The following is an 18,112-nucleotide window of genomic DNA, read 5'->3' as shown; positions in this document are numbered from 1 at the left end:
CCCGTGCGGTTCCTGCCGCCAGGGTGCCAGACGACGCCGGGGCGTGCCCCCGTCAGCGGGGCTGCGCCGGGGTGGGGGCGGCACTCCAGTCCGGCGGTTCGGTGGGGCCGGCCGTTTCCGCGGGCCGGAACAGGCCCGGGCAGTCGTCACTGGAGCGGCCCGCCGGCAGGCCGCCGGGCCGCTCCACGGCCACCAGCGCCGTCCCCAGCTCCGGGTCCTGGCTCAGTCGTGCGGCGGCGGCCGTGCAGGCCAGCTGGGCGACGGCCGTGTCGCTCAGCGCCGTGGCCCCGGCCGGCAGCCCGATGGCGACCGTCGCCCCGTCGGTCCGGACGGCCGGCATCGCGACCGCCCGCGGCAGTTCGGTCGTGAGGCCCAGTGCGCGTTCCTCGCTGTCCGGGCCCTGGAACAGCAGCGACACGGCGCTCGCGGGATCGGCGGGGACGGCCGCCGTACGGATGACGGGCACCAGAGTCCCGTTCCTCACGAAGTACAGCGGCACCGCGGCGGCGGAGGTCTCCGGCACCGGGGTCGTCGGCCGGGTCGCGGCGGTCACCGGCTTCCGGACCCCGCTCGCGGGCGCCCCCGCCTCGATCACCCCGGTCGCGGGGATGCCGCAGGCGGTGAGCGGACAGGCGGCACCGAGCAGGACGGACAGCAGGGGCAGCGCGCGGCGGACCGGCCGGGAGGGGCGGGACACCGGCTGACTCGGGGCGGGGTTCATGGCCGACCTCTTTCTCCCGGCCGGTCACGGCCGGATCTCCTCTTCCCGGCTTTCCTCGTCCCGCCGTTCACGGCCGGATCTGTTTCTCCGGGCCGGTCGCCGGCCTCGGTGCGCCGTCCTGCCGCAGCGGGAGGACGACCGTGAAGACGGCGCCGCCGTCCGGATGGTTGGCGGCCCGTACGGTGCCGCCGTGCAGGCGTGCGTTCTCCGCGGTGATCGCCAGCCCGAGCCCGCTGCCCTCGCTGCGGGACCGCGCGTTGTCCGACTTGTAGAACCGGTCGAAGACGTGCGGAAGCACGGTGCCGTCGATGCCCTCCCCGCCGTCCCTGACCTCGATGACCGCGGACCGGCCGCCCTCGCCGCGCAGCCGCACCCGGACCGGCGGCCCGCCGTGCCGCAGGGCGTTGGCGACGAGGTTGGCGACGATCACGTCGAGGCGGCGCGGATCGACCCGGCCGCGCAGCGCCCCGGGCTCCGGCAGTTCGGTCCCCACCGCCTCCTGCCAGCCGCGGGCGGACAGGGTGCGCCGCACCGACTCGGCGAGGTCGATCTCGTCCAGGTGCAGGTCGGCGGCGCCCGCGTCGAACCGGGAGATTTCCATCAAGTCGTTCACCAGACCGGTCAGTTTCGTCGTCTCCTCGCTGATCAGCCGTACGGCCATGGCGGTGTCGTCGTCGAGGCGGACCGCGTCCTCGTCCAGTACGTCGGTCACCGCCGACATCGCGGCCAGCGGTGTGCGCAGCTCGTGCGAGACGTCCGCGGCGAACCGCCGGGCCCCGGCCTCCATGCGCCGCAACTCGGCCACCGACTCCTCCAGCGCGGCGGCGGTCTCGTTGAAACTGTGCGACAGGTCGGCGAGTTCGTCGGAGCCGCGGACGGCGAGCCGGGTGTCCAGCCGGCCCTGCGCGATGCTGCGGGTCGCCCGCCGCAGCTCCCGCACCGGCCGCAGCACCCCGCGCGCGGCCAGCAGGGCGAGTACGACGGCCAGGGCGAGCGCGACCACAGTGGCCCGTTCGATGGCGCTGACCAGGGCCTCCACGTACCCCTGTTCCTCCTGCTGCGACACGGTCAGGTACAGCTCCAGGCCGGACCTCTCCCTGGCGGCGTGCCGCGGTGCGGCGTAGATGACGGGCATGCCGACGACCAGTGAGGAGCGGCCGTCCCGGGACACCCGCTGGAACACCGTGGCGGGCCGGGAGCCCACGGCCGCACGCATCGCCGGGGACAGCTCCTCGAACGCGTCCCCGGGCGAGGAGGTGGCGCTCAGCTCCCGGTAGGCGGCCAGCACCCGCCAGTTGTCCGCGCGCCCGCCGCGCGCCACGTCCGCGGCGAGCGAGGCGAGGTCCGGCCGGGCGGGCGGGAACGGGTAGTTGGGCGCGAGCGCGTCGACCCGTTCCCGGAAGTCCTCGATCACCGTGTCCTGGCTCTGCTGGAGCACGCCGGTCCGCGCCTCGCGGAAGGTCAGCGCGCCGGTGGTCAGCGTGGCCGCGGCGGCGACGACGGCGAAGGCCACCACCAGCCGCACCCGCAGCCCGCCCAGCGGCCGGGGCAGCCGCCGGACGCGCGCCGCGGCGGTCACCGGGACCCCCACCGGGACCCGAAGCGGTAGCCGAAGCCGCGCACGGTCTGGACGTACCGCGGCCGGTCCGAGGTCTCACCGAGCTTCGCGCGCAGCCGCTTGACGCAGGCGTCCACCAGCCGGGCGTCACCGTGGTAGCTGTGCTCCCACACGGCCTCCAGCAGCTGCTGGCGGCTGAAGACCTGGCCGGGGGCGGCGGACAGGGTGAGCAGCAGGCGCAGTTCGGAGGGGCCCAGGGGGACGGGCTCGCCCTGGTGGGTGACGGTCAGTGCGGCCCGGTCCAGGACGAGGTCGCCGTGGTGCTCGGCGGCCGGCGGGCCGTACGCGGCGGGCGGGCCGCCCACACGGCGCAGCACGGCGCGGATACGGGCGTCCAGCACCCGGGCGCGGACCGGTTTGACCACGTAGTCGTCGGCTCCGGCCTCCAGCCCGACGACCACGTCGGCGTCGTCACCGCGGGCGGTGGCCATGATGATCGGTATCTGGTCCCGGTCGCGGATGCGGCGGCACACCTCCAGGCCGGACATGCCGGGCAGCATCAGGTCCAGGACCACCGCGTCGGGCCGGAACGACCGCACCTGTTCCAGCCCGTCCTCACCCGTCGGGGCGGCGGCCACCTCGTGTCCCTGGCGCCGCAGGGCGAGCCGCAGGCCCTCCCGCACGGCGCGGTCGTCTTCGATGATCAGGACGCGTGGCATGGGGCTCAGTATGCGTAAGTGAGGGACTGGGCCGTTCCGGTGGGGGCGGCTGTTACAGAGCGGTCCAAAAGCGGTCCCCGGGCCATCACACAGCCCACGCATGCTGAAGGATCATGAACGCACACCGAACGACACCCCTTCCGTCCGTCGCGCGACCCGTGACCGGGCGCTCGCGCCATGCCCGCGGACGCGGCCGAAAACCGAGGAGACTCTGGGCGGGGCTCGCGGCGGCCGTCGTGCTGTCGGTCCTCGGTGTGCTGGTCGTGCGGGGGCTGACCGGCTCGTCCGGCGGTTCCGACGGCACGGCCGGGGCGGCACCGGTCGCGACGATGGAGGAGGAGCCGTCCGCCGCGGAGGCCACGGAGGAGGCCACGGAGGAGGCCACCGACGAGGCCACCGTGAAGGCCTCGGAGAAGAAGGAGCGGCTCTCGATCCCGGCCACGGGACCCGGAACGTTCACCACGGCCGGCGGAGAGAGCGAGCCCGTCGGCGGTGACCAGCGGTTGCTGACCTACCGGGTCCAGGTCGAGGACGGCATCGGACGGCCGGCGGACGCGGTCGCCGCCGAGGTCGAGAAGATACTCGCCGACCCGCGCGGCTGGACGGCCGACGGCAAGGTGGGGTTCCGGAGGGTGTCCGGCGACAGTTCCGACTTCCGGGTACGGCTCGCCACCGCGGCCACGGTCGACGACATCTGCGGCCAGTACGGACTGGACACCGGCGGCGAGGTCAACTGCCGAGTGGGCCAGGACGTCATGGTCAACCTCAAACGGTGGGAACTGGCCACGAAGTACTACGCGGACGACGTGCCCTCGTACCGCGCCCTGATCATCAACCACGAGGTCGGCCACTTCCTCGGCCACGGCCACGAGACCTGTCCCGGCGAAGGACAGCTCGCCCCGGCGATGATGCAGCAGATCAAGGGACTGCACGGCTGCAGGACCAACGTCTGGCCCTACGACAGCGAGGGCCGGCGCATCACCGGGCCGAGCGTCCCGTGACCCGCCCGTCAGGGCCGATGTCAGTGCCTGGATCTACGGTTCGGTCAGTGGGGTCCGCGGACACGCCTCGGGCCCTGGCCTGGGGAGAGGTCTGCCATGTCGAAGACGTACCTGGAGCTGTCACAGGACGGCGGGGGAGCGCACAAGTTCTACGAGGTGACGGTCGAGGGGACGGTCGTCACCGTGTCCTACGGGCGGATCGGCGCCGCCGGGCAGACCCAGACGTCGACGTTCCCCACGGCCGAGAAGGCACAGGCCGCGGCCGCGAAGAAGATAGGCGAGAAGGTGCGCAAGGGGTACGCCCCGGCGGTGCGGGGGCAGCGCGCGCCGCGGCCGGTCACCCGCCGGCAGATCACCTCTGCGCCGTCCACGGTGCGTTCGGTCGCCCCGGTGCTGTGGCGCTTCCGGACGGGCTCCGCGGCCTTCGGCATCCACATCGACGAGGAGCACTGCTGGGTGGGCAACCAGGCCGGTGACGTCTACACCCTGGCGCACGGCGGTGAGGTCCTCTCCCACTACCGGCTGCCCGACGGCGTCAAGTGCCTGGTCGCCGACGACTTCTGGATCTACGCCGGCTGCGACGACGGCCGGGTCTACGACCTGTCGTCCAAACTGCCCTTCGCGGCCTACGACATCGCGGCCGACGTCGACATCTTCTGGCTCGACATCCACGAGGGCGTGCTGAACGTCGCGGACCGCGCCGGCCGGCTCACTGTCATCGACCACGAGGACGAGCACCAGTGGGCACGCGGCGGCCACGGCGAGCACGCCTGGATGGTCCGCGCCGACGACCGCGCCGTGTACCACGGTGACAGCGGCGGCGTGACGGCCCACGCCCCGGACGGCCGCGCCGAGTTGTGGCACACGCGGACCCGGGGCGCGGTGCTCTTCGGCTGGCAGGAGGACGACGCGGTGTACGCCGGTACGGCCGACCGCGTCGTCCACCGGCTGTCGAAGGAGACCGGCGGCATCGAGGCGACGTACCGCTGCGACAGTTCCGTGTACTCGTGCGCCACCTCGCCCGGCGGGCGGTTCGTGTTCGCCGGGGACGCCGCCTCCTCGGTGTACTGCTTCGACCGGGACGGCACCCGGCTGTGGAAGCTCGGTACGGGCGGCGGCTCGGCGCTGTCGATGCAGTACCGCGACGAGCGGCTCTACCTGGTGACCACGGACGGGTCCCTGGTGTGCGTGGACGCGAGCGAGGCGGCGGTGACGGCCGCCCAGCAGGGTTCGGTGCCGGTCGCCCGGGACGTCAAGCTCGCCGCGGCGCTGCCGACGTACGCGGCGGCGACGGCGGCCGAGTCGGTGACCACGGTCGCCGCGGCCCCGGCCGGGTCGGTGGTCGTGGAGTGCGTGCGCGACGGCGGCCGGACGCGGATCCACGTGGTGTCGGACGGCTACGACTCGTCGTGGAACGTGCAGTTCCCGAGGGCGATCAGGGAACCGGGCGCCCGGTACGTCGTCGACGCGGTGCACGCCGCCGCGGGCGGGTTCTACCGGGTCCGCGGCGACATCAGGAGGCTCGTGTGACGGGCCCGGCCGGGTGGTGACGGACCTGGCCGGGTGGTGACGGACCTGGCCGGGTGGTGACGGACCTGGCCGGGTGGTGACGGACCTGGCCGGGTGGTGACGGACCTGGCCGGGCGGTGCCTTGCCGGGCGGTGACCTGCCCTCTCAGGCGGTGACCTGCCCTTTCAGGCGCCGAGTTGCCCTTTCAGGCGATGGACGCCGAGATGACGGCGGAGACCGCGAGGTTGCAGGAGGCCGTGACCCAGACCGCCGGGTGCGGCTCCGGCTCGACCAGCGTCGCGCCCAGCCGCCCGGGCGTGATCAGGTCCACCACCAGGAACGCCACGGCCATCATCACCAGCCCCAGCAGCCCGAACAGCGCGGTGGACACCAGCCCTTTGCCGAAGTCCTCGTACGTCGTCCAGATCGACGTGAACACGATCGCGCCGATGCCCAGCAGCGCCGAGCTGAGCACCGTGGCGGCGTTGCGGTTGCGCTGCTCCCAGATCTGCCGGCCGAGCTTTCCGGGCGTCAGCACGTCGACCAGGACGATGCCGAGGACCAGCAGGACCAGACCGAGGGCGCCGTAGGCGGTGGCCCGGCCGAGTCCGTTGACGATGTCGCTCATGGGTGTGCCGGCTCCGTAGGTTGAGAGATGTCCATGCAAAGAGATGCAAAATGTAGCGCACCTGTTCGGGCCTGCCGAGGGCAGGTGAGAGCGGAAGGGGAAACGACGGGCACCGGCAATCTCCCTGCGCGCAACCGAACTTGAACCGTTCGTTCTCTTCAACAGTTCAGGTTTGGGGCGTAGGTTCACCGCCATGACCGCCTCCCGGCCCCCGACCACCGCCGAGGAACTGCGCGGCGCCGGCCTGCGGGTGACGGCCGCTCGCGTCGCGCTGCTCGAAACGGTCCGCCGCGGCGACCACCTCGACGTCGAGGCGATCACCGCCGGAGTGCGCGACCGTGTGGGCCACATCTCCGTACCGGCCGTGTACGAAGCACTGCACGCGCTCACCAGGGCCGGACTGGTCCGCCGCGTCGAACCGGCCGGCAGCCCGGCCCGCTTCGAGGGGCGGGTCGGCGACAACCACCACCACGTGGTGTGCCGTGCGTGCGGCGCGGTCGCCGACGTGGACTGCGCGGTCGGCCACGCACCCTGTCTGACCGCCTCCGACGACCACGGATTCACGGTCGACGAGGCCGAGGTCACCTACTGGGGCCTGTGCCCCGCCTGTTCCTCTCACCAGTGATTCCTGAGCACCGAGATCCATGCCCGGAAGGACTCCCATGACCGAGAACCACGACGCGATCGTCACCGACCCGAAGGCCGAGGGCGAGGGCGGCTGCCCGGTCGCGCACGGGCGCGCCGCCCACCCGACGCAGGGCGGCGGGAACCGCCAGTGGTGGCCGGAGCGGCTCAATGTGAAGATCCTCGCGAAGAACCCCGCGGTGTCCAACCCGCTCGACCCGGACTTCGACTACGCCGAGGCGTTCCAGAGCCTGGACCTGCCGGCCGTCAAACGGGACATCGCCGACGTACTGACCACCTCGCAGGACTGGTGGCCCGCCGACTTCGGCCACTACGGCCCGTTCATCGTCCGGATGGCCTGGCACAGCGCGGGCACCTACCGGATCAGCGACGGCCGCGGCGGCGCCGGCGCCGGCCAGCAGCGCTTCGCCCCCCTCAACAGCTGGCCGGACAACGCCAACCTGGACAAGGCCCGCCGCCTGCTGTGGCCGGTGAAGAAGAAGTACGGCCAGAGCCTGTCCTGGGCCGACCTGCTGATCCTCGCGGGCAACGTCGCCCTGGAGTCGATGGGCGTCAAGACCTTCGGCTTCGGCGGCGGACGCGAGGACGTCTGGGAGCCCGAGGAGGACGTGTACTGGGGCCCCGAGACCACCTGGCTCGACGACCGGCGCTACACCGGCGACCGCGAGCTGGAGAACCCGCTCGGCGCCGTCCAGATGGGCCTGATCTACGTCAACCCCGAAGGCCCCAACGGCACCCCGGACCCGCTGGCCGCGGCGCGCGACATCCGTGAGACGTTCGGCCGGATGGCGATGAACGACGAGGAGACCGTCGCCCTGATCGCCGGCGGCCACACCTTCGGCAAGACCCACGGCGCCGGGCCGGCGGACGCCGTCGGCGCCGACCCCGAGGCCGCCTCCATGGAGGAACAGGGCCTGGGCTGGCGCAGCACCTACGGCACCGGCAAGGGCGCGGACGCCATCACCTCCGGCCTGGAGGTCACCTGGACCTCGATGCCCACCCAGTGGGGCAACGGCTTCTTCGACAACCTCTTCGGCTACGAGTGGGAACTGACCCGGAGCCCGGCCGGAGCCCACCAGTGGAAGCCGAAGGACGGCGCGGGCGAGGGCACGGTCCCGCACGCCCACGACGCCACCAAGAAGATCGCGCCGAACATGCTCACCACCGACCTGGCGCTCCGCTTCGACCCGGTCTACGAGCCGATCTCCCGCCGCTTCCACGAGAACCCCGAGGAGTTCCAGGCCGCCTTCGCCCGCGCCTGGTACAAGCTGACCCACCGTGACATGGGCCCGAAGTCGCTCTTCCTCGGCCCCGAGGTCCCGGAGGAGACGCTGCTGTGGCAGGACCCGCTGCCGGAGGCCGAGGGCGAGCCGATCGGCGCCGCCGACGTCGAGGTCCTCAAGGCCAAGCTGCTCGACTCCGGCCTGACCGTCTCCGACCTGGTCTTCACCGCCTGGGCGTCGGCGTCCACCTTCCGCGGCAGCGACAAGCGCGGCGGCGCCAACGGCGCCCGCATCCGCCTGGAGCCGCAGCGCACCTGGGAGGTCAACGAGCCCGGCCGGCTCGCCACCGTGCTGAGCACCCTGGAGAGCGTCCAGCGGGACTTCAACGCGGGCAGCACCCGGCAGGTGTCGCTGGCCGACCTGATCGTCCTCGGCGGCTCGGCCGCCGTCGAACGGGCCGCCAAGGAGGCCGGTTTCCAGATCGAGGTCCCGTTCGCCCCGGGCCGGGTGGACGCCTCGCAGGGGGAGACGGACGCCGAGTCGTTCGCCGCGCTGGAGCCGGCCGCCGACGGGTTCCGCAACTACCTGGGCAAGGGCAACCGGCTGCCCGCCGAGTACCTGCTGCTCGACCGGGCCAACCTGTTGACCCTCAGCGCCCCGGAGATGACGGTGCTCGTCGGCGGTCTGCGCGTGCTCGGCGTGAGCCACCAGCAGTCCCAGCTCGGTGTCCTCACCACGACCCCCGGGGCCCTGACCAACGACTTCTTCGTCAACCTGCTCGACCTGGGCACGACGTGGCAGGCGACGTCAGAGGACCAGAGCGTCTTCGAGGGCCGGGACGCCGCCACCGGCGAGGTCAAGTGGGCGGGCAGCCGCGCCGACCTCGTCTTCGGCTCCAACTCCGAACTGCGCGCGCTCGCCGAGGTGTACGCGAGCGACGACGCCAAGGAGAAGTTCGTGCGCGACTTCGTCGCCGCGTGGGTCAAGGTCATGAACCTGGACCGGTTCGACCTGGTCTGATCCCGGAGCGACCGGCCTGGTCCGGGAGGAACCGGGGCGCCCCGCCCGGCACCGCCGCGGCGGGGCGCCCGTCACCGGCCGGTACCGGCCCGTCACCCGGTCAGATGCCCGAGCACCGCCCGCGTCGCGCGCCGCACCGCCGCGCGAGCCTCCTCGGTCAGGTCGAGGGTCTCGAACCCGTGGTGTCCGTGCGGTACGTCGATCACCTCGACGTCGGTACCGGCCGCCCGCGCCGCGGTGAGGAACTCCTCGACGGTGGCGGCGATCTCGGGCAGCTCCAGCCCGACCCGGGTCAGCACCACGGGCAGTTCGCCCGCGCCCGCCACCGCTTCCGCGGGACGGAAACGGCCGCCGGGCAGGCCCCAGTTCGGCAGCGGGGCGAGGATCGGGTACGTGGCGGCCAGACAGCGCAGCCAGGGCGGGGGAGCGCTCAGCCACTCCGCCGCGAGCGGCCCGCCGCCGGAGAAGAACCACAGCGCCACCCGGTCCGGGTCCACCCGTGGATCGGCCCGCACCCTCTCCACCGCCGCGGCCACGTCGTCGGCGGCGGCCGGGTAGTCGGTGACCGCGTGCAGTCCGTGCTCGACGGTCGCGGCCACCACGCCGCGGGCGGCGGCGTACCCGGCGTACCCCTGGAACAGCGGCCAGTCCCGCGGCCCCGGCCGTGCCCCGGCGGGCAGCGGACCGCCGTGCACGAACAGCACCGCGGGGCGCGGGCCTTCGGCGTCCGGCGGGTACAGATCGACGTGCCCGGTCCGCTCGCGCGCCCGCTCAGGGACGTCCAAGGGGAACGGCCGCAGATGCGCGGGCGGCCGTGCGGCGTCGAACGGGACGAGCTGGTGCCCCTCGCCGGCCGCGGCCCGCACCAGGACCCGGGCCAGATCGGCGGGGCAGGACAGCATCGGCCAGTGCCCGGTGGGCAGTTCGAAGAACGGCACCCCCGCGTCGGCCAGGGCGCCCAGCGCGGGGTCACCGAAGTCGACCTGGAGCTGGAGCATCCCTAGGCCCGCCCCGTTGCCGGTGCACAGCACTCCGGTGGCGGGTACCGAGGCCACCGCCGCGGCCAGCCGCAGCGGCTGGAGCAGCGTGCCCAGGGGCTGCGGGGCGGCGCGCGTGGTGAGCCGGTCCAGCGCGGCGTCCGGGACGCCGGCGGTACTGCCCCAGCGCGGCCACTCGTCCCGGCCCGGCGGCGGCAGCACCCCCTCGAAGCCGTCCCCGCCTTCCGTCCCCCGCGCCGCCAGCCCCTCCCGCAGCGCCGGGTCGGGCACCGCGGCCAGCGCCGGCACCCCGTCCCGCGGCATCCCCGCGTCCAGGTACACGACCCGCGCGACCCGCCCGACGCGCCGGGCGGCGGCCCCCAGCGCCGGATGGATGCCGTAGTCGTGACCGACCAGCACGATCTCCCGGCCGGACCCGCTCGCCCCGCCGGACCCGTCAGCCCCCGCTCCGACCGAGTCGATCACCGCGAGGACGTCCGCGATGTGCGTATCCAGGTCGACCCCGGCGGCACCGGCGGCACCGCCGACACCTCCGGCCCCTGGCGGCCCGTCGAGCCCGGTCAGCGCCACCGGACGCGCCTCGGCACCCGCCTCGGCCAGCCGCGCGGCCGTCTCCTCCCACACCCACGCGCCGGTGAACCAGCCCGGCACCAGAACGAATACGGTCATGACCCTCTCCTCGGCCGTGGTGTCACCGCGGTCCGGCCGCTGACCGGCCCGCGCTCGCCGGTACCGTAGAAACTCCCCCAGAGGGAGGTTCAAGTGCTCGCACCGCACGACGGCCCGCACGACGGCCCGCACGGCAGCGCGCATGACCGCGCGCACGACGGCCGGCTCGGCATCGGAGAACTGGCCGAGCGGGCGGGCGTCACCGTCAAGACCGTCCGCTTCTACTCCGACCGCGGCCTGCTGCCGGAGACCTCCCGCACCGTGGGCGGCCACCGCCGCTACGACCCCGAGGCCCTCGACCGGCTACGGCTGATCCGCTCCCTGCGCTCCCTCGGCCTCGGCGTCCCCGAGATCCGCCGCGTCCTCGACGAGGGGGACGAAGACGACGCGGGCCGCGTCCTGGAGGACGCCGTCGCCGGACACCTGCGCGCCCTCGGCTCCCAGCTCACGGCGTTGCGCTGGCGGGAGGCGGCGCTGCGCCTGGTCCAGGAGTGCCCGCCGGACGAACGGGCCGACCGGCTCCGCCTGATCGGCACGGTGACCGCCCCGCCGAGCACGGCACCGCTGGCCCGCTTCTGGCGTGCCTGGCTGCCGCCGCGCATGCCGGCCCGTTCCGTCACCGCCTTCCTGGAGGCGGCGGTCCCGCAGCCGCCCGACGACCCGGCACCGGCGCAGGTACTGGCCTTCGCCCGGCTCAACGCCCTGACCACCGCCCCCTGTACGCCCTCCGCCCGGCCCCAGCCCGAGGCACACCGCACGGTGGGCGCCCGCGGCGCGGCCGTCCTGTACGCGGCCCTGGCCGAGGCGTACGACCTGGCCGGCGCGCACCTGCGCCGGGACCACGCGCCGCGTCCGGGTGAGGCGCTGGACTGCTTCGTGAGCGCGTACACGGCCGCGTACGGCACCCGGGACACCCCCGGCTTCCGCCGCCTGCTGGCCGGGCAGCTCACGGCCGATCCGCGCATCGACCGCTACTGGGACCTGGTCACCGAGGTGATCACCGCACCGGGCGCCCGTCCGGAACCGACCCCGGGCTCCGCGCACGACTGGCTGCTGGCGGCACTGACCGGCCAGGCGCCCGGCACGGCTGCCTGAGCCGCCCCGCCCCGCCGCCCGGCGCCTCAGAACGAGGTCTCGCTCACCCGCGCCTGGTCGTGCGGCTCCGTCGTCGCCGTGATCTCCGAGCGGTGCCGGTCCGCCGAGAACGTCACCGTGAGCGTCTGCGGCGCGCTCTGGCGCGTACGCACCGTGAAGCCCTGGTCCGGCACGGCCGAGATCAGGCACACCCCGCCGGCGCCGAAGCGCACCGTGGCCTTCCCGCCCTCGGAGGGCACCGTGTACACCCCGGACCCGCCCTCCTCGCACCCCGCCGCCGCACGCCCGGTCGGCTCCGGCTGCCGCGGCGGCGCGGTGCGAGCGGCCGGTGCGGGCGTAGGTGCGGACGTGGGGGTGGGGGAGGGCGCCGGAGCCGTCCACCGGGAGGTCCCGGCCGTGCGCGAAGGGACCGTACCTGGCCGGTCCCGGCTCGGCGACGGCCCCGGGGAGCGCGGCTGGCTCCGGGCGGGCGTGGGGCCCGGCGACGCGGTCGGTTCCTGCGGCGCCGACTGCGCGACCGGCGCCGTCGGCCGGGTCGAACCCAGCACGAAGTGGATGGTGAGGACGACGGCCGTCACACTGGCCGCCGTGCAGCACAGCCAGAGCAGCAGGTAACGCAGGAGACGGGACACGACACCATGGTGACCGACCGGCTAACGTGCCTGCCCATGGCCTCCGTTCTTGTCGTCGAGGACGACCCCGTGATCCGGGCCGCGCTGATCGAGGTCCTCACCGGGCACGGCCACGCGGTGCGGACCGCGCACCAGGGCTTCGAGGGACTGCGCGAGATGACCCGCAACCCGCCGGACGTCGTGGTGCTCGACCTCGGCCTGCCCGACGTCGACGGGCTCGACGTGCTGCGGATGATCCGCGGGATCTCCCGCGTCCCGGTGCTGGTCGCCACCGCCCGCGACGACGAGACCGAGATCATCCGGCTGCTCAACGCCGGGGCCGACGACTACCTGGTCAAGCCGTTCTCCGGCGGTCAGCTCGCCGCCCGCCTCGGCGCCGTACTGCGCCGGTCCGCACCCCCCGACGTCCGGGCGGCGCAGGAGCGGACCCTCCAGGTCGCCGACCTGCGCGTCGACCGCACCGCCCGCACCGCGCACCTGGCGGGCCGCGAACTCCCCCTGACCCGACGCGAGTTCGACCTGCTGGCCTACCTCGCCGCCCACGCCGACCAGGTCATCTCCCGGCAGCGCATCCTCACCGAGGTGTGGCGGCAGCCGTATCTGGAGGACCAGACGGTCGACGTCCACCTCTCCGCGCTCCGCCGGAAAATGGGCGAGAAGGCCCGCGAACCGCGTCTGCTGCACACGGTCCGCGGCATCGGCATCAAGCTGGTCAGCGCGCCATGAGACGCGCCCTCGCCGGGATCGCCCTGGCGGTCACCTCGATGGTGGCGCTCTCCTTCCTCGTCCCGCTCGCCCTGCTGGTGCGGGAACAGGCCCGCGACCGGGCCACCACCGCCGCCGAGCAACGGGCCTCGGCCCTGTCACCGGTGCTCGCCCTCACCACCCGGCGGGCCGACGTGCAGCAGGCCGTCGCCGAACTCGGTTCGGCCGACCAGCTCGCCGTACGGCTGCCCGACGGCGGCCTGGTGGGGGCGCCGCACGCGCCGCGGGACGCGCTGGAGCGGGCCGTGCGTCGGCGCGAGACGCTCGCCCTGGACACGGCGGACGGCTGGGTCCACCTCCAGCCCGTCGTGCTGCCCCGCGACCGTGTCGCCGTGGTGGAGGCGTACGTGCCCGCCGCGGACCTGACCCGGGGCGTGGCCGTGTCCTGGGGTGTGATGGCCCTGCTGGCCCTGGGGCTGGTCGGCGGCTCGGTGCTGGTCGCGGACCGGCTCGGCGCCCGCGTCGTCCGCTCCTCCCGGAGTCTGAAGCGGGCCTCCCTCGCCCTCGGCTCGGGCGATCTCCACGTACGGGTGGAACCGGACGGCCCGCCCGAACTCCAGGAAGCCGGGGCGGCGTTCAACACCATGGCCGACCGGGTCGTCGACCTGCTCGCCGTCGAACGCGAACTGGTCGCCGACCTCTCGCACCGGCTGCGCACCCCGCTGACCGCGCTCTACCTCGAGGCGGACCGGATGGGCGCCACCGCGAGCGCCCGCCGGGTCACCGAGGCCGCCGTACAGCTGGAGACCGAACTGGACTCGATCATCACCGCGGCCCGCACGCCGCTGGCCGCCGCGCAGCCCGGCGGCGCCGCCACGGCCACCGCCAGGCCGTGCGACGTGAGCGAAGTGGTCGCCGCCCGGCTGGAGTTCTGGTCCGTCCTCGCCGCCCAGCAGGACCGCCCCTGCGAGCGGTACCTCACCCCGCGCCCGACGCCCGTCCGCTTCGCCGAGGACGACCTCGCGGCCGTGATCGACGCCCTGATCGGCAACGTGTTCCGGCACACCGCGCAGGGCACCGCCTTCGCCGTACGGGTGGAACGGGAGCGGCGGCACGTCCTGCTCACCGTGGACGACGCCGGTCCGGGCGTCGCGGACCCCGCGGCGGCGCTCACCCGGGGCGTCAGCGTGGGCGGTTCCACGGGGCTCGGCCTGGACATCGTGGCGCGGGCCGCGCGGGCCACGGACGGGGAGCTGACCATAGGCCGGGCACCGCTGGGCGGCGCCCGGGTACGGGTGTCGCTCGCCCTGGTGGGCGGGGGCTGAGGAGGCTCCGGGTCAGCGGCCGGTGCCGAAGTCCTGCGTCCACCAGGGGCCGCCGTCACCGGCGTGGACGCCGATGCCTATCTCCTCGAAGGCGCAGTTGAGTATGTTCGCGCGGTGACCGGAGCTGTTCATCCAGGCGTCCATCACGGCCTCGGCGTCGGCCTGGCCGCGCGCTATGTTCTCGCCCAGCGCCGACCACTGGTATCCGGCCGCCTCGACGCGGGAGGCCATCGTGGAACCGTCGGGACCGGTGTGGGACATCACGCCGCTCGCGGCCATCACGTCGCTGTAGTCGTCCGCGGCCGCGGTCAGCCGGGCGTTCTCGGTGAGCGGGGAGCATCCGGCCGCCGCCCGTTCCTCGTTGACCAGCGCGAGGACCTGGGCCTCGGGACCGCCGGAGACGGACGCGGTGCCCGCGGCCGCCGTGTCCGACCCCGTGTCCGCGTCCGACCCCGACCCCGTGTCGCCGCTGTCACCGCTGTCACCGCTGACGGACGACTGGTCGCCGTCGCCGCCCGTCGCCGCCCGGGAGGACGTCTCGGCGGCGGGCTCGGCCGTCCTGGCCGGGCTCGCCTTCTTCTCCTTCGCGGCGGAGGGGGTGGCGCTCTCGCTCGGCGAGGGGCTCACCGAGGCGCTCGCGGTGGCCGACGGCGACGCGGGGGACGACGTGCTCGCCGGGTCCACGGTGCCGGTGGCGTCGTCGGCGGCGCTCGCGGCGACGTGGTCCGACCGTCCGTCGTCCTCGCCCCCGACGGTCGCCAGCGTGATCCCGACGCCGGCCGTGACGGTGACGGCGCCGAGCACCAGAGCGGTGCCGCGTGCCCGTCGTCCCCCGGACGGGCGGGCGTGGGAGCGGGTCGGACGGACGGCTCGGCGGGAACCCATGCGCAGTGCACCTCGGCTGGTCGTTCGGCGGACAGGGCCCGGTGGACGCGACCGCGTCCACCGGAACTGTGTGGGGGGATGCCGAGAGCCTAGGGCGGGCCCGGTACGGAGACGGGCGCCGGAGGCCGACTTCAGGAACCCTTAAGGAAGCGACCAGACTCCCTTGAGGAACCGGGCAGCCCGGACGGGGCCGCCGGGTCAGCCGTGGTACGTAATGTAGCCGTTGCCGTCCCGGTCATCTGCCTTCTTGGTGTACGAGTGGACGTCGGCCCGGCTGCCGGTGGGCTTGACCAGGTAGATCGTGTCCTTGTCGTTGTTCCACATGAAGTTGCAGTTCTGCCGGTAGACGACGTTCTTGGCGTCGGAGTCGGTGCCGCGCCCGCCGCGCAGCTTCACGGAGTCGCCGGGCTCCAGCTTGTGACTCGTCTTGAACGTGAACTTGTTGCCCGCGGCGTCCTTGACCAGGTACCCCTTCAGGTTCACGGTCTTCGTGCGCGAGTAGTTCTTGATCGTCAGGTACTCGTTCTTCGTGTTGCCCCCGGAGCATTTGTTGGAGTCCTTGCCGGGAGCGTCGTACTGGATCCCCTTGACCTTCAGCGCCGAGGAGTACTCGGCCGCCTGGGCCGGTACGGCGGCGGCGAGGCCGAGGGTGCCGGCCGCGGCGACGGCGGCGGTGGCTGTCAGGGCAGGGCGTATACGCATGAGGAAATCCCCCCTCAGTGGAGCGAACGGAACGACCGGAGCATACCGAGGGGGTGAAGCGGAGTTGACGCAGAGGTGGAGAAAGTGTGTGCCGCGTCCGCTCAGACGGCGAACTCGGTCGGCGGCAGGCCGAGGGCGGTGCACGCCTCGCGGACGGCCTGCTGCTCGGCCGGTTCGAAGACGCCGTCCGCCCCCGCGACCACGATGCCGGTCTGGATGACCGCGCGGGCCTCGGCGGGCTTCTTGGCGGCCTTGGCGATCACCTGGAGAGCCTCCGCCTTGCCCGCGTGGAAGTCGGTGAGCAGCCGGTCCACATGCTGGTTGAACCGCTGGCGGAGCTGGTCTGCGGGGAAGTTCTGCAGCACGTCGTTGGTGACGATCAGCTCCTCCACCCGCTGCCGCTCGGCCGGCTCCACCTGTCCGTCCGCCGCGGCCACCAGCGCGCACATCGCCATGCTCGCGTCCCGGTAGGCACCGCTCTTCAGCTCCGTCTTGACCGACGCCAGCTGCGACTTGAACAGGCCGATCAGCTGCGCCTTGGTGCCGCCGGAGGACGACCCCGAGCCGTGGCCCTGACCCTGGCCGTGACCACCGTACGCACCCTGCCCCTGGCCGCCGTACGGGCTCTGTCCCTGGCCGCCGTACGGGCTCTGCCCCTGCCCCTGCCCGTGCCCACTGCCCGTGCCGCGCGCGCTCTGGGACTGCTGGAGGTTCTTGGCCTGGTCCTTGATCCGGTCCCACATCGCCACTGGTGCCACCTTCTGCCGCTGTCGTGTACATCTGCTGTCGCACGAGGTCCGCTGTTCGTGCGAGGCCTGCTGTGCGCATGCCGTCGAGCACGCTACTGCGTGCCCACCCGATCAAACGTCTCCGGACGGCACGCGGTTCCCGTGGGCAAAGGAAAAGCAAAACGGCCGGCACTCCGCCACGGCGACCGCCGCCCGGGACACGGGCCCAACTCGCGTGCCGGCGAACGCCCTTCTGCCTCTACTCTTCTACATGCACGTAGAAACACCTGTCTGATGAAGGAGTGGACGCCACGATGGTGTTCAAACGACTGCTCGGCTCGCTCGGCGTGGGCGGACCCACGGTCGACACGGTTCTCGCCCCGGGCGCGGCCCGCCCCGGTGCGGCGCTCACCGGCGAGGTCCGGCTCAAGGGCGGCACCGCCGACTTCGACGTCGAGCACATCGCGCTGGAACTGGTGGCCAGGGTCGAGGCCGAGCACGCCGAGGGCGAGAGCGAGGGCGCGGTCGTCTTCGACCGGTTCCTCGTCGGCGGCGGATTCCGGCTCGCCGAGGGCGAGGAGCGCGCCGTGCCGTTCAGCGTGCCGCTGCCGTGGGAGACCCCGGTCACCGAGCTGTACGGGCAGGGCCTGGGCATCGTGCTCGGCGTGCGCACCGAACTGTCGGTGGCGGGCGCCCGCGACAAGGGCGACCTGGACCAGCTCACCGTGGCACCGCTGCCCGCCCAGGAGGCGATCCTGGAGGCGCTCGGCCAGCTCGGCTTCGGCTTCCGCTCCGCCGACCTGGAGTACGGCCGGATCGGCGGCACCGGGCAGCAACTGCCGTTCTACCAGGAGATCGAGCTGGTCCCGGCCCCGCAGTACGCCCACCAGGTCAACGAGATCGAACTGACCTTCCTCGCCCACCCCGGCGGCCTGGAGGTCGTCCTGGAGGCCGACAAGCGCGGCGGGTTCTTCACCGAGGGGCACGACGCCCTCACCCGCTTCACTGTCGGCCACCACGACGCCCGCGACTGGAACGCCGAGGTCGACGGCTGGATCCGGGAGCTGATCGACCACCGGGCCGCCTACGGTTCGCACGCCTCGTATGGGCACCACGGCCACGAGGAGCACCACGGCGGCCACCACGACGGCCACCACTCCGGACCGGGCATCGGCACCGCCGTCGCCGCCGGTGCCGCGGGCCTGGCCGTGGGCGTCGTCGGCGGGATGGTCGCGGCCGAAGTCGTCGACGAGGTCGGTGACTTCTTCGAGGGCGACGACGAAGGGGAAGAGGAGGACGAGGGCTGAGCCCACCGGCCGGCGACGGACGGAACGGAGGGACTGAAGGGC

At 73.6% G+C, this 18,112-nt stretch carries 18 protein-coding genes; 9 read left to right on the top strand and 9 right to left on the bottom strand.

All coding sequences use genetic code 11. The annotated features are described in order from the left end of the window. Window positions 1-52 precede the first annotated feature (52 nt). The 3 genes from ACIQR3_RS05800 to ACIQR3_RS05790 form a co-directional block, all read right to left on the bottom strand. Window positions 53-721 (bottom strand): hypothetical protein, encoded by a 669-nt coding sequence (locus ACIQR3_RS05800; RefSeq protein ID WP_403534626.1) that lies wholly within the window; start codon window positions 719-721, stop codon window positions 53-55. A 67-nt stretch (window positions 722-788) separates the two neighbouring features. After that, window positions 789-2,273 (bottom strand): ATP-binding protein, encoded by a 1,485-nt coding sequence (locus ACIQR3_RS05795; protein ID WP_403535447.1) that lies wholly within the window; start codon window positions 2,271-2,273, stop codon window positions 789-791. 23 nt (window positions 2,274-2,296) lie between these two features. Continuing rightward, entirely contained in the window at window positions 2,297-2,998 is a 702-nt protein-coding gene (locus ACIQR3_RS05790) for a response regulator (protein WP_403534623.1), read from the bottom strand. Between the two features lie 239 nt (window positions 2,999-3,237). Between ACIQR3_RS05790 and ACIQR3_RS05785 the strand changes: the two genes are divergently transcribed. Both ACIQR3_RS05785 and ACIQR3_RS05780 read left to right on the top strand, forming a co-directional pair. After that, window positions 3,238-3,999 carry a DUF3152 domain-containing protein gene (locus tag ACIQR3_RS05785; RefSeq protein ID WP_403535444.1) on the top strand — a complete coding sequence of 254 codons (762 nt, stop codon included), beginning with the start codon at window positions 3,238-3,240 and terminating at the stop codon, window positions 3,997-3,999. Window positions 4,000-4,095: 96 nt separating this feature from the next. Further along, a complete protein-coding gene (locus ACIQR3_RS05780; protein ID WP_403534620.1) occupies window positions 4,096-5,529 on the top strand; it encodes a WGR domain-containing protein in 1,434 nt (477 codons plus the stop codon). 184 nt (window positions 5,530-5,713) lie between these two features. Here the strand turns inward: ACIQR3_RS05780 and ACIQR3_RS05775 are convergent, their stop codons facing one another. Continuing rightward, entirely contained in the window at window positions 5,714-6,136 is a 423-nt protein-coding gene (locus ACIQR3_RS05775; RefSeq protein WP_215166278.1) for a DUF350 domain-containing protein, read from the bottom strand. A gap of 193 nt (window positions 6,137-6,329) precedes the next feature. Between ACIQR3_RS05775 and ACIQR3_RS05770 the strand changes: the two genes are divergently transcribed. Both ACIQR3_RS05770 and katG read left to right on the top strand, forming a co-directional pair. Further along, a complete protein-coding gene (locus tag ACIQR3_RS05770) occupies window positions 6,330-6,761 on the top strand; it encodes a Fur family transcriptional regulator (protein ID WP_215166279.1) in 432 nt (143 codons plus the stop codon). A 37-nt stretch (window positions 6,762-6,798) separates the two neighbouring features. After that, complete coding sequence (gene katG, locus ACIQR3_RS05765) at window positions 6,799-9,024, top strand: catalase/peroxidase HPI (RefSeq protein ID WP_403534616.1); 2,226 nt, start codon at window positions 6,799-6,801, stop codon at window positions 9,022-9,024. Window positions 9,025-9,116: 92 nt separating this feature from the next. Here the strand turns inward: katG and ACIQR3_RS05760 are convergent, their stop codons facing one another. Further along, window positions 9,117-10,691 carry an alpha/beta hydrolase family protein gene (locus ACIQR3_RS05760; protein WP_403534613.1) on the bottom strand — a complete coding sequence of 525 codons (1,575 nt, stop codon included), beginning with the start codon at window positions 10,689-10,691 and terminating at the stop codon, window positions 9,117-9,119. Window positions 10,692-10,862: 171 nt separating this feature from the next. Here ACIQR3_RS05760 and ACIQR3_RS05755 point away from each other — a divergent pair, with 171 nt between their 5' ends. Next, on the top strand, window positions 10,863-11,786 hold the full coding sequence (locus tag ACIQR3_RS05755) for a MerR family transcriptional regulator (protein WP_403535442.1): 924 nt from the start codon (window positions 10,863-10,865) through the stop codon (window positions 11,784-11,786). A 26-nt stretch (window positions 11,787-11,812) separates the two neighbouring features. On the opposite strand, the gene ACIQR3_RS05750 is transcribed toward ACIQR3_RS05755, so the two are convergent. After that, window positions 11,813-12,034 carry a hypothetical protein gene (locus tag ACIQR3_RS05750; protein WP_215166284.1) on the bottom strand — a complete coding sequence of 74 codons (222 nt, stop codon included), beginning with the start codon at window positions 12,032-12,034 and terminating at the stop codon, window positions 11,813-11,815. Between ACIQR3_RS05750 and ACIQR3_RS05745 the strand changes: the two genes are divergently transcribed. The 3 genes from ACIQR3_RS05745 to ACIQR3_RS05735 are packed head-to-tail and all read left to right on the top strand — an operon-like array spanning window position 12,027 to window position 14,448. Then, complete coding sequence (locus ACIQR3_RS05745) at window positions 12,027-12,401, top strand: hypothetical protein (protein ID WP_403534610.1); 375 nt, start codon at window positions 12,027-12,029, stop codon at window positions 12,399-12,401. The two genes, ACIQR3_RS05750 and ACIQR3_RS05745, sit on opposite strands and share 8 nt — an antisense overlap. Before the next feature lie 53 nt (window positions 12,402-12,454). Next, a complete protein-coding gene (locus ACIQR3_RS05740) occupies window positions 12,455-13,144 on the top strand; it encodes a response regulator transcription factor (RefSeq protein ID WP_403534607.1) in 690 nt (229 codons plus the stop codon). Continuing rightward, the gene (locus tag ACIQR3_RS05735; RefSeq protein WP_403534604.1) at window positions 13,141-14,448 is read left to right on the top strand and encodes an ATP-binding protein; all 1,308 of its coding nucleotides are present in this window, start codon (window positions 13,141-13,143) and stop codon (window positions 14,446-14,448) included. The genes ACIQR3_RS05740 and ACIQR3_RS05735 overlap by 4 nt, the downstream gene beginning before the upstream one ends. A gap of 12 nt (window positions 14,449-14,460) precedes the next feature. Here ACIQR3_RS05735 and ACIQR3_RS05730 read toward each other — a convergent pair whose 3' ends face one another. From ACIQR3_RS05730 to ACIQR3_RS05720, 3 genes are all read right to left on the bottom strand, one after another. Further along, window positions 14,461-15,333, bottom strand: a complete 873-nt coding sequence (locus ACIQR3_RS05730) for a CAP domain-containing protein (RefSeq protein ID WP_403534601.1) — start codon at window positions 15,331-15,333, stop codon at window positions 14,461-14,463. A 198-nt stretch (window positions 15,334-15,531) separates the two neighbouring features. Continuing rightward, the gene (locus ACIQR3_RS05725; protein WP_215166290.1) at window positions 15,532-16,035 is read right to left on the bottom strand and encodes a lamin tail domain-containing protein; all 504 of its coding nucleotides are present in this window, start codon (window positions 16,033-16,035) and stop codon (window positions 15,532-15,534) included. Between the two features lie 101 nt (window positions 16,036-16,136). Continuing rightward, on the bottom strand, window positions 16,137-16,784 hold the full coding sequence (locus ACIQR3_RS05720) for a tellurite resistance TerB family protein (protein ID WP_403534598.1): 648 nt from the start codon (window positions 16,782-16,784) through the stop codon (window positions 16,137-16,139). A 293-nt stretch (window positions 16,785-17,077) separates the two neighbouring features. Between ACIQR3_RS05720 and ACIQR3_RS05715 the strand changes: the two genes are divergently transcribed. After that, entirely contained in the window at window positions 17,078-18,070 is a 993-nt protein-coding gene (locus tag ACIQR3_RS05715) for a sporulation protein (protein ID WP_403534595.1), read from the top strand. The last annotated feature ends 42 nt before the right edge of the window (window positions 18,071-18,112 follow it).

It is taken from the genome of Streptomyces sp. NPDC090994 (genome assembly GCF_044768905.1).
Taxonomy (GTDB): domain Bacteria; phylum Actinomycetota; class Actinomycetes; order Streptomycetales; family Streptomycetaceae; genus Streptomyces.
This window is presented reverse-complemented; position numbering and strand designations above follow the sequence as displayed.

Bases quoted from the DNA above. Each gene is read 5' to 3' on its own strand.
- ACIQR3_RS05800 (WP_403534626.1), bottom strand. From the start codon at position 721: ATGAACCCCGCCCCGAGTCAGCCGGTGTCCCGCCCCTCCCGGCCGGTC.
- ACIQR3_RS05790 (WP_403534623.1), bottom strand. From the start codon at position 2,998: ATGCCACGCGTCCTGATCATCGAAGACGACCGCGCCGTGCGGGAGGGC.
- ACIQR3_RS05780 (WP_403534620.1), top strand. From the start codon at position 4,096: ATGTCGAAGACGTACCTGGAGCTGTCACAGGACGGCGGGGGAGCGCAC.
- ACIQR3_RS05775 (WP_215166278.1), bottom strand. From the start codon at position 6,136: ATGAGCGACATCGTCAACGGACTCGGCCGGGCCACCGCCTACGGCGCC.
- ACIQR3_RS05770 (WP_215166279.1), top strand. From the start codon at position 6,330: ATGACCGCCTCCCGGCCCCCGACCACCGCCGAGGAACTGCGCGGCGCC.
- katG (WP_403534616.1), top strand. From the start codon at position 6,799: ATGACCGAGAACCACGACGCGATCGTCACCGACCCGAAGGCCGAGGGC.
- ACIQR3_RS05760 (WP_403534613.1), bottom strand. From the start codon at position 10,691: ATGACCGTATTCGTTCTGGTGCCGGGCTGGTTCACCGGCGCGTGGGTG.
- ACIQR3_RS05740 (WP_403534607.1), top strand. From the start codon at position 12,455: ATGGCCTCCGTTCTTGTCGTCGAGGACGACCCCGTGATCCGGGCCGCG.
- ACIQR3_RS05735 (WP_403534604.1), top strand. From the start codon at position 13,141: ATGAGACGCGCCCTCGCCGGGATCGCCCTGGCGGTCACCTCGATGGTG.
- ACIQR3_RS05730 (WP_403534601.1), bottom strand. From the start codon at position 15,333: ATGGGTTCCCGCCGAGCCGTCCGTCCGACCCGCTCCCACGCCCGCCCG.
- ACIQR3_RS05725 (WP_215166290.1), bottom strand. From the start codon at position 16,035: ATGCGTATACGCCCTGCCCTGACAGCCACCGCCGCCGTCGCCGCGGCC.
- ACIQR3_RS05715 (WP_403534595.1), top strand. From the start codon at position 17,078: ATGGTGTTCAAACGACTGCTCGGCTCGCTCGGCGTGGGCGGACCCACG.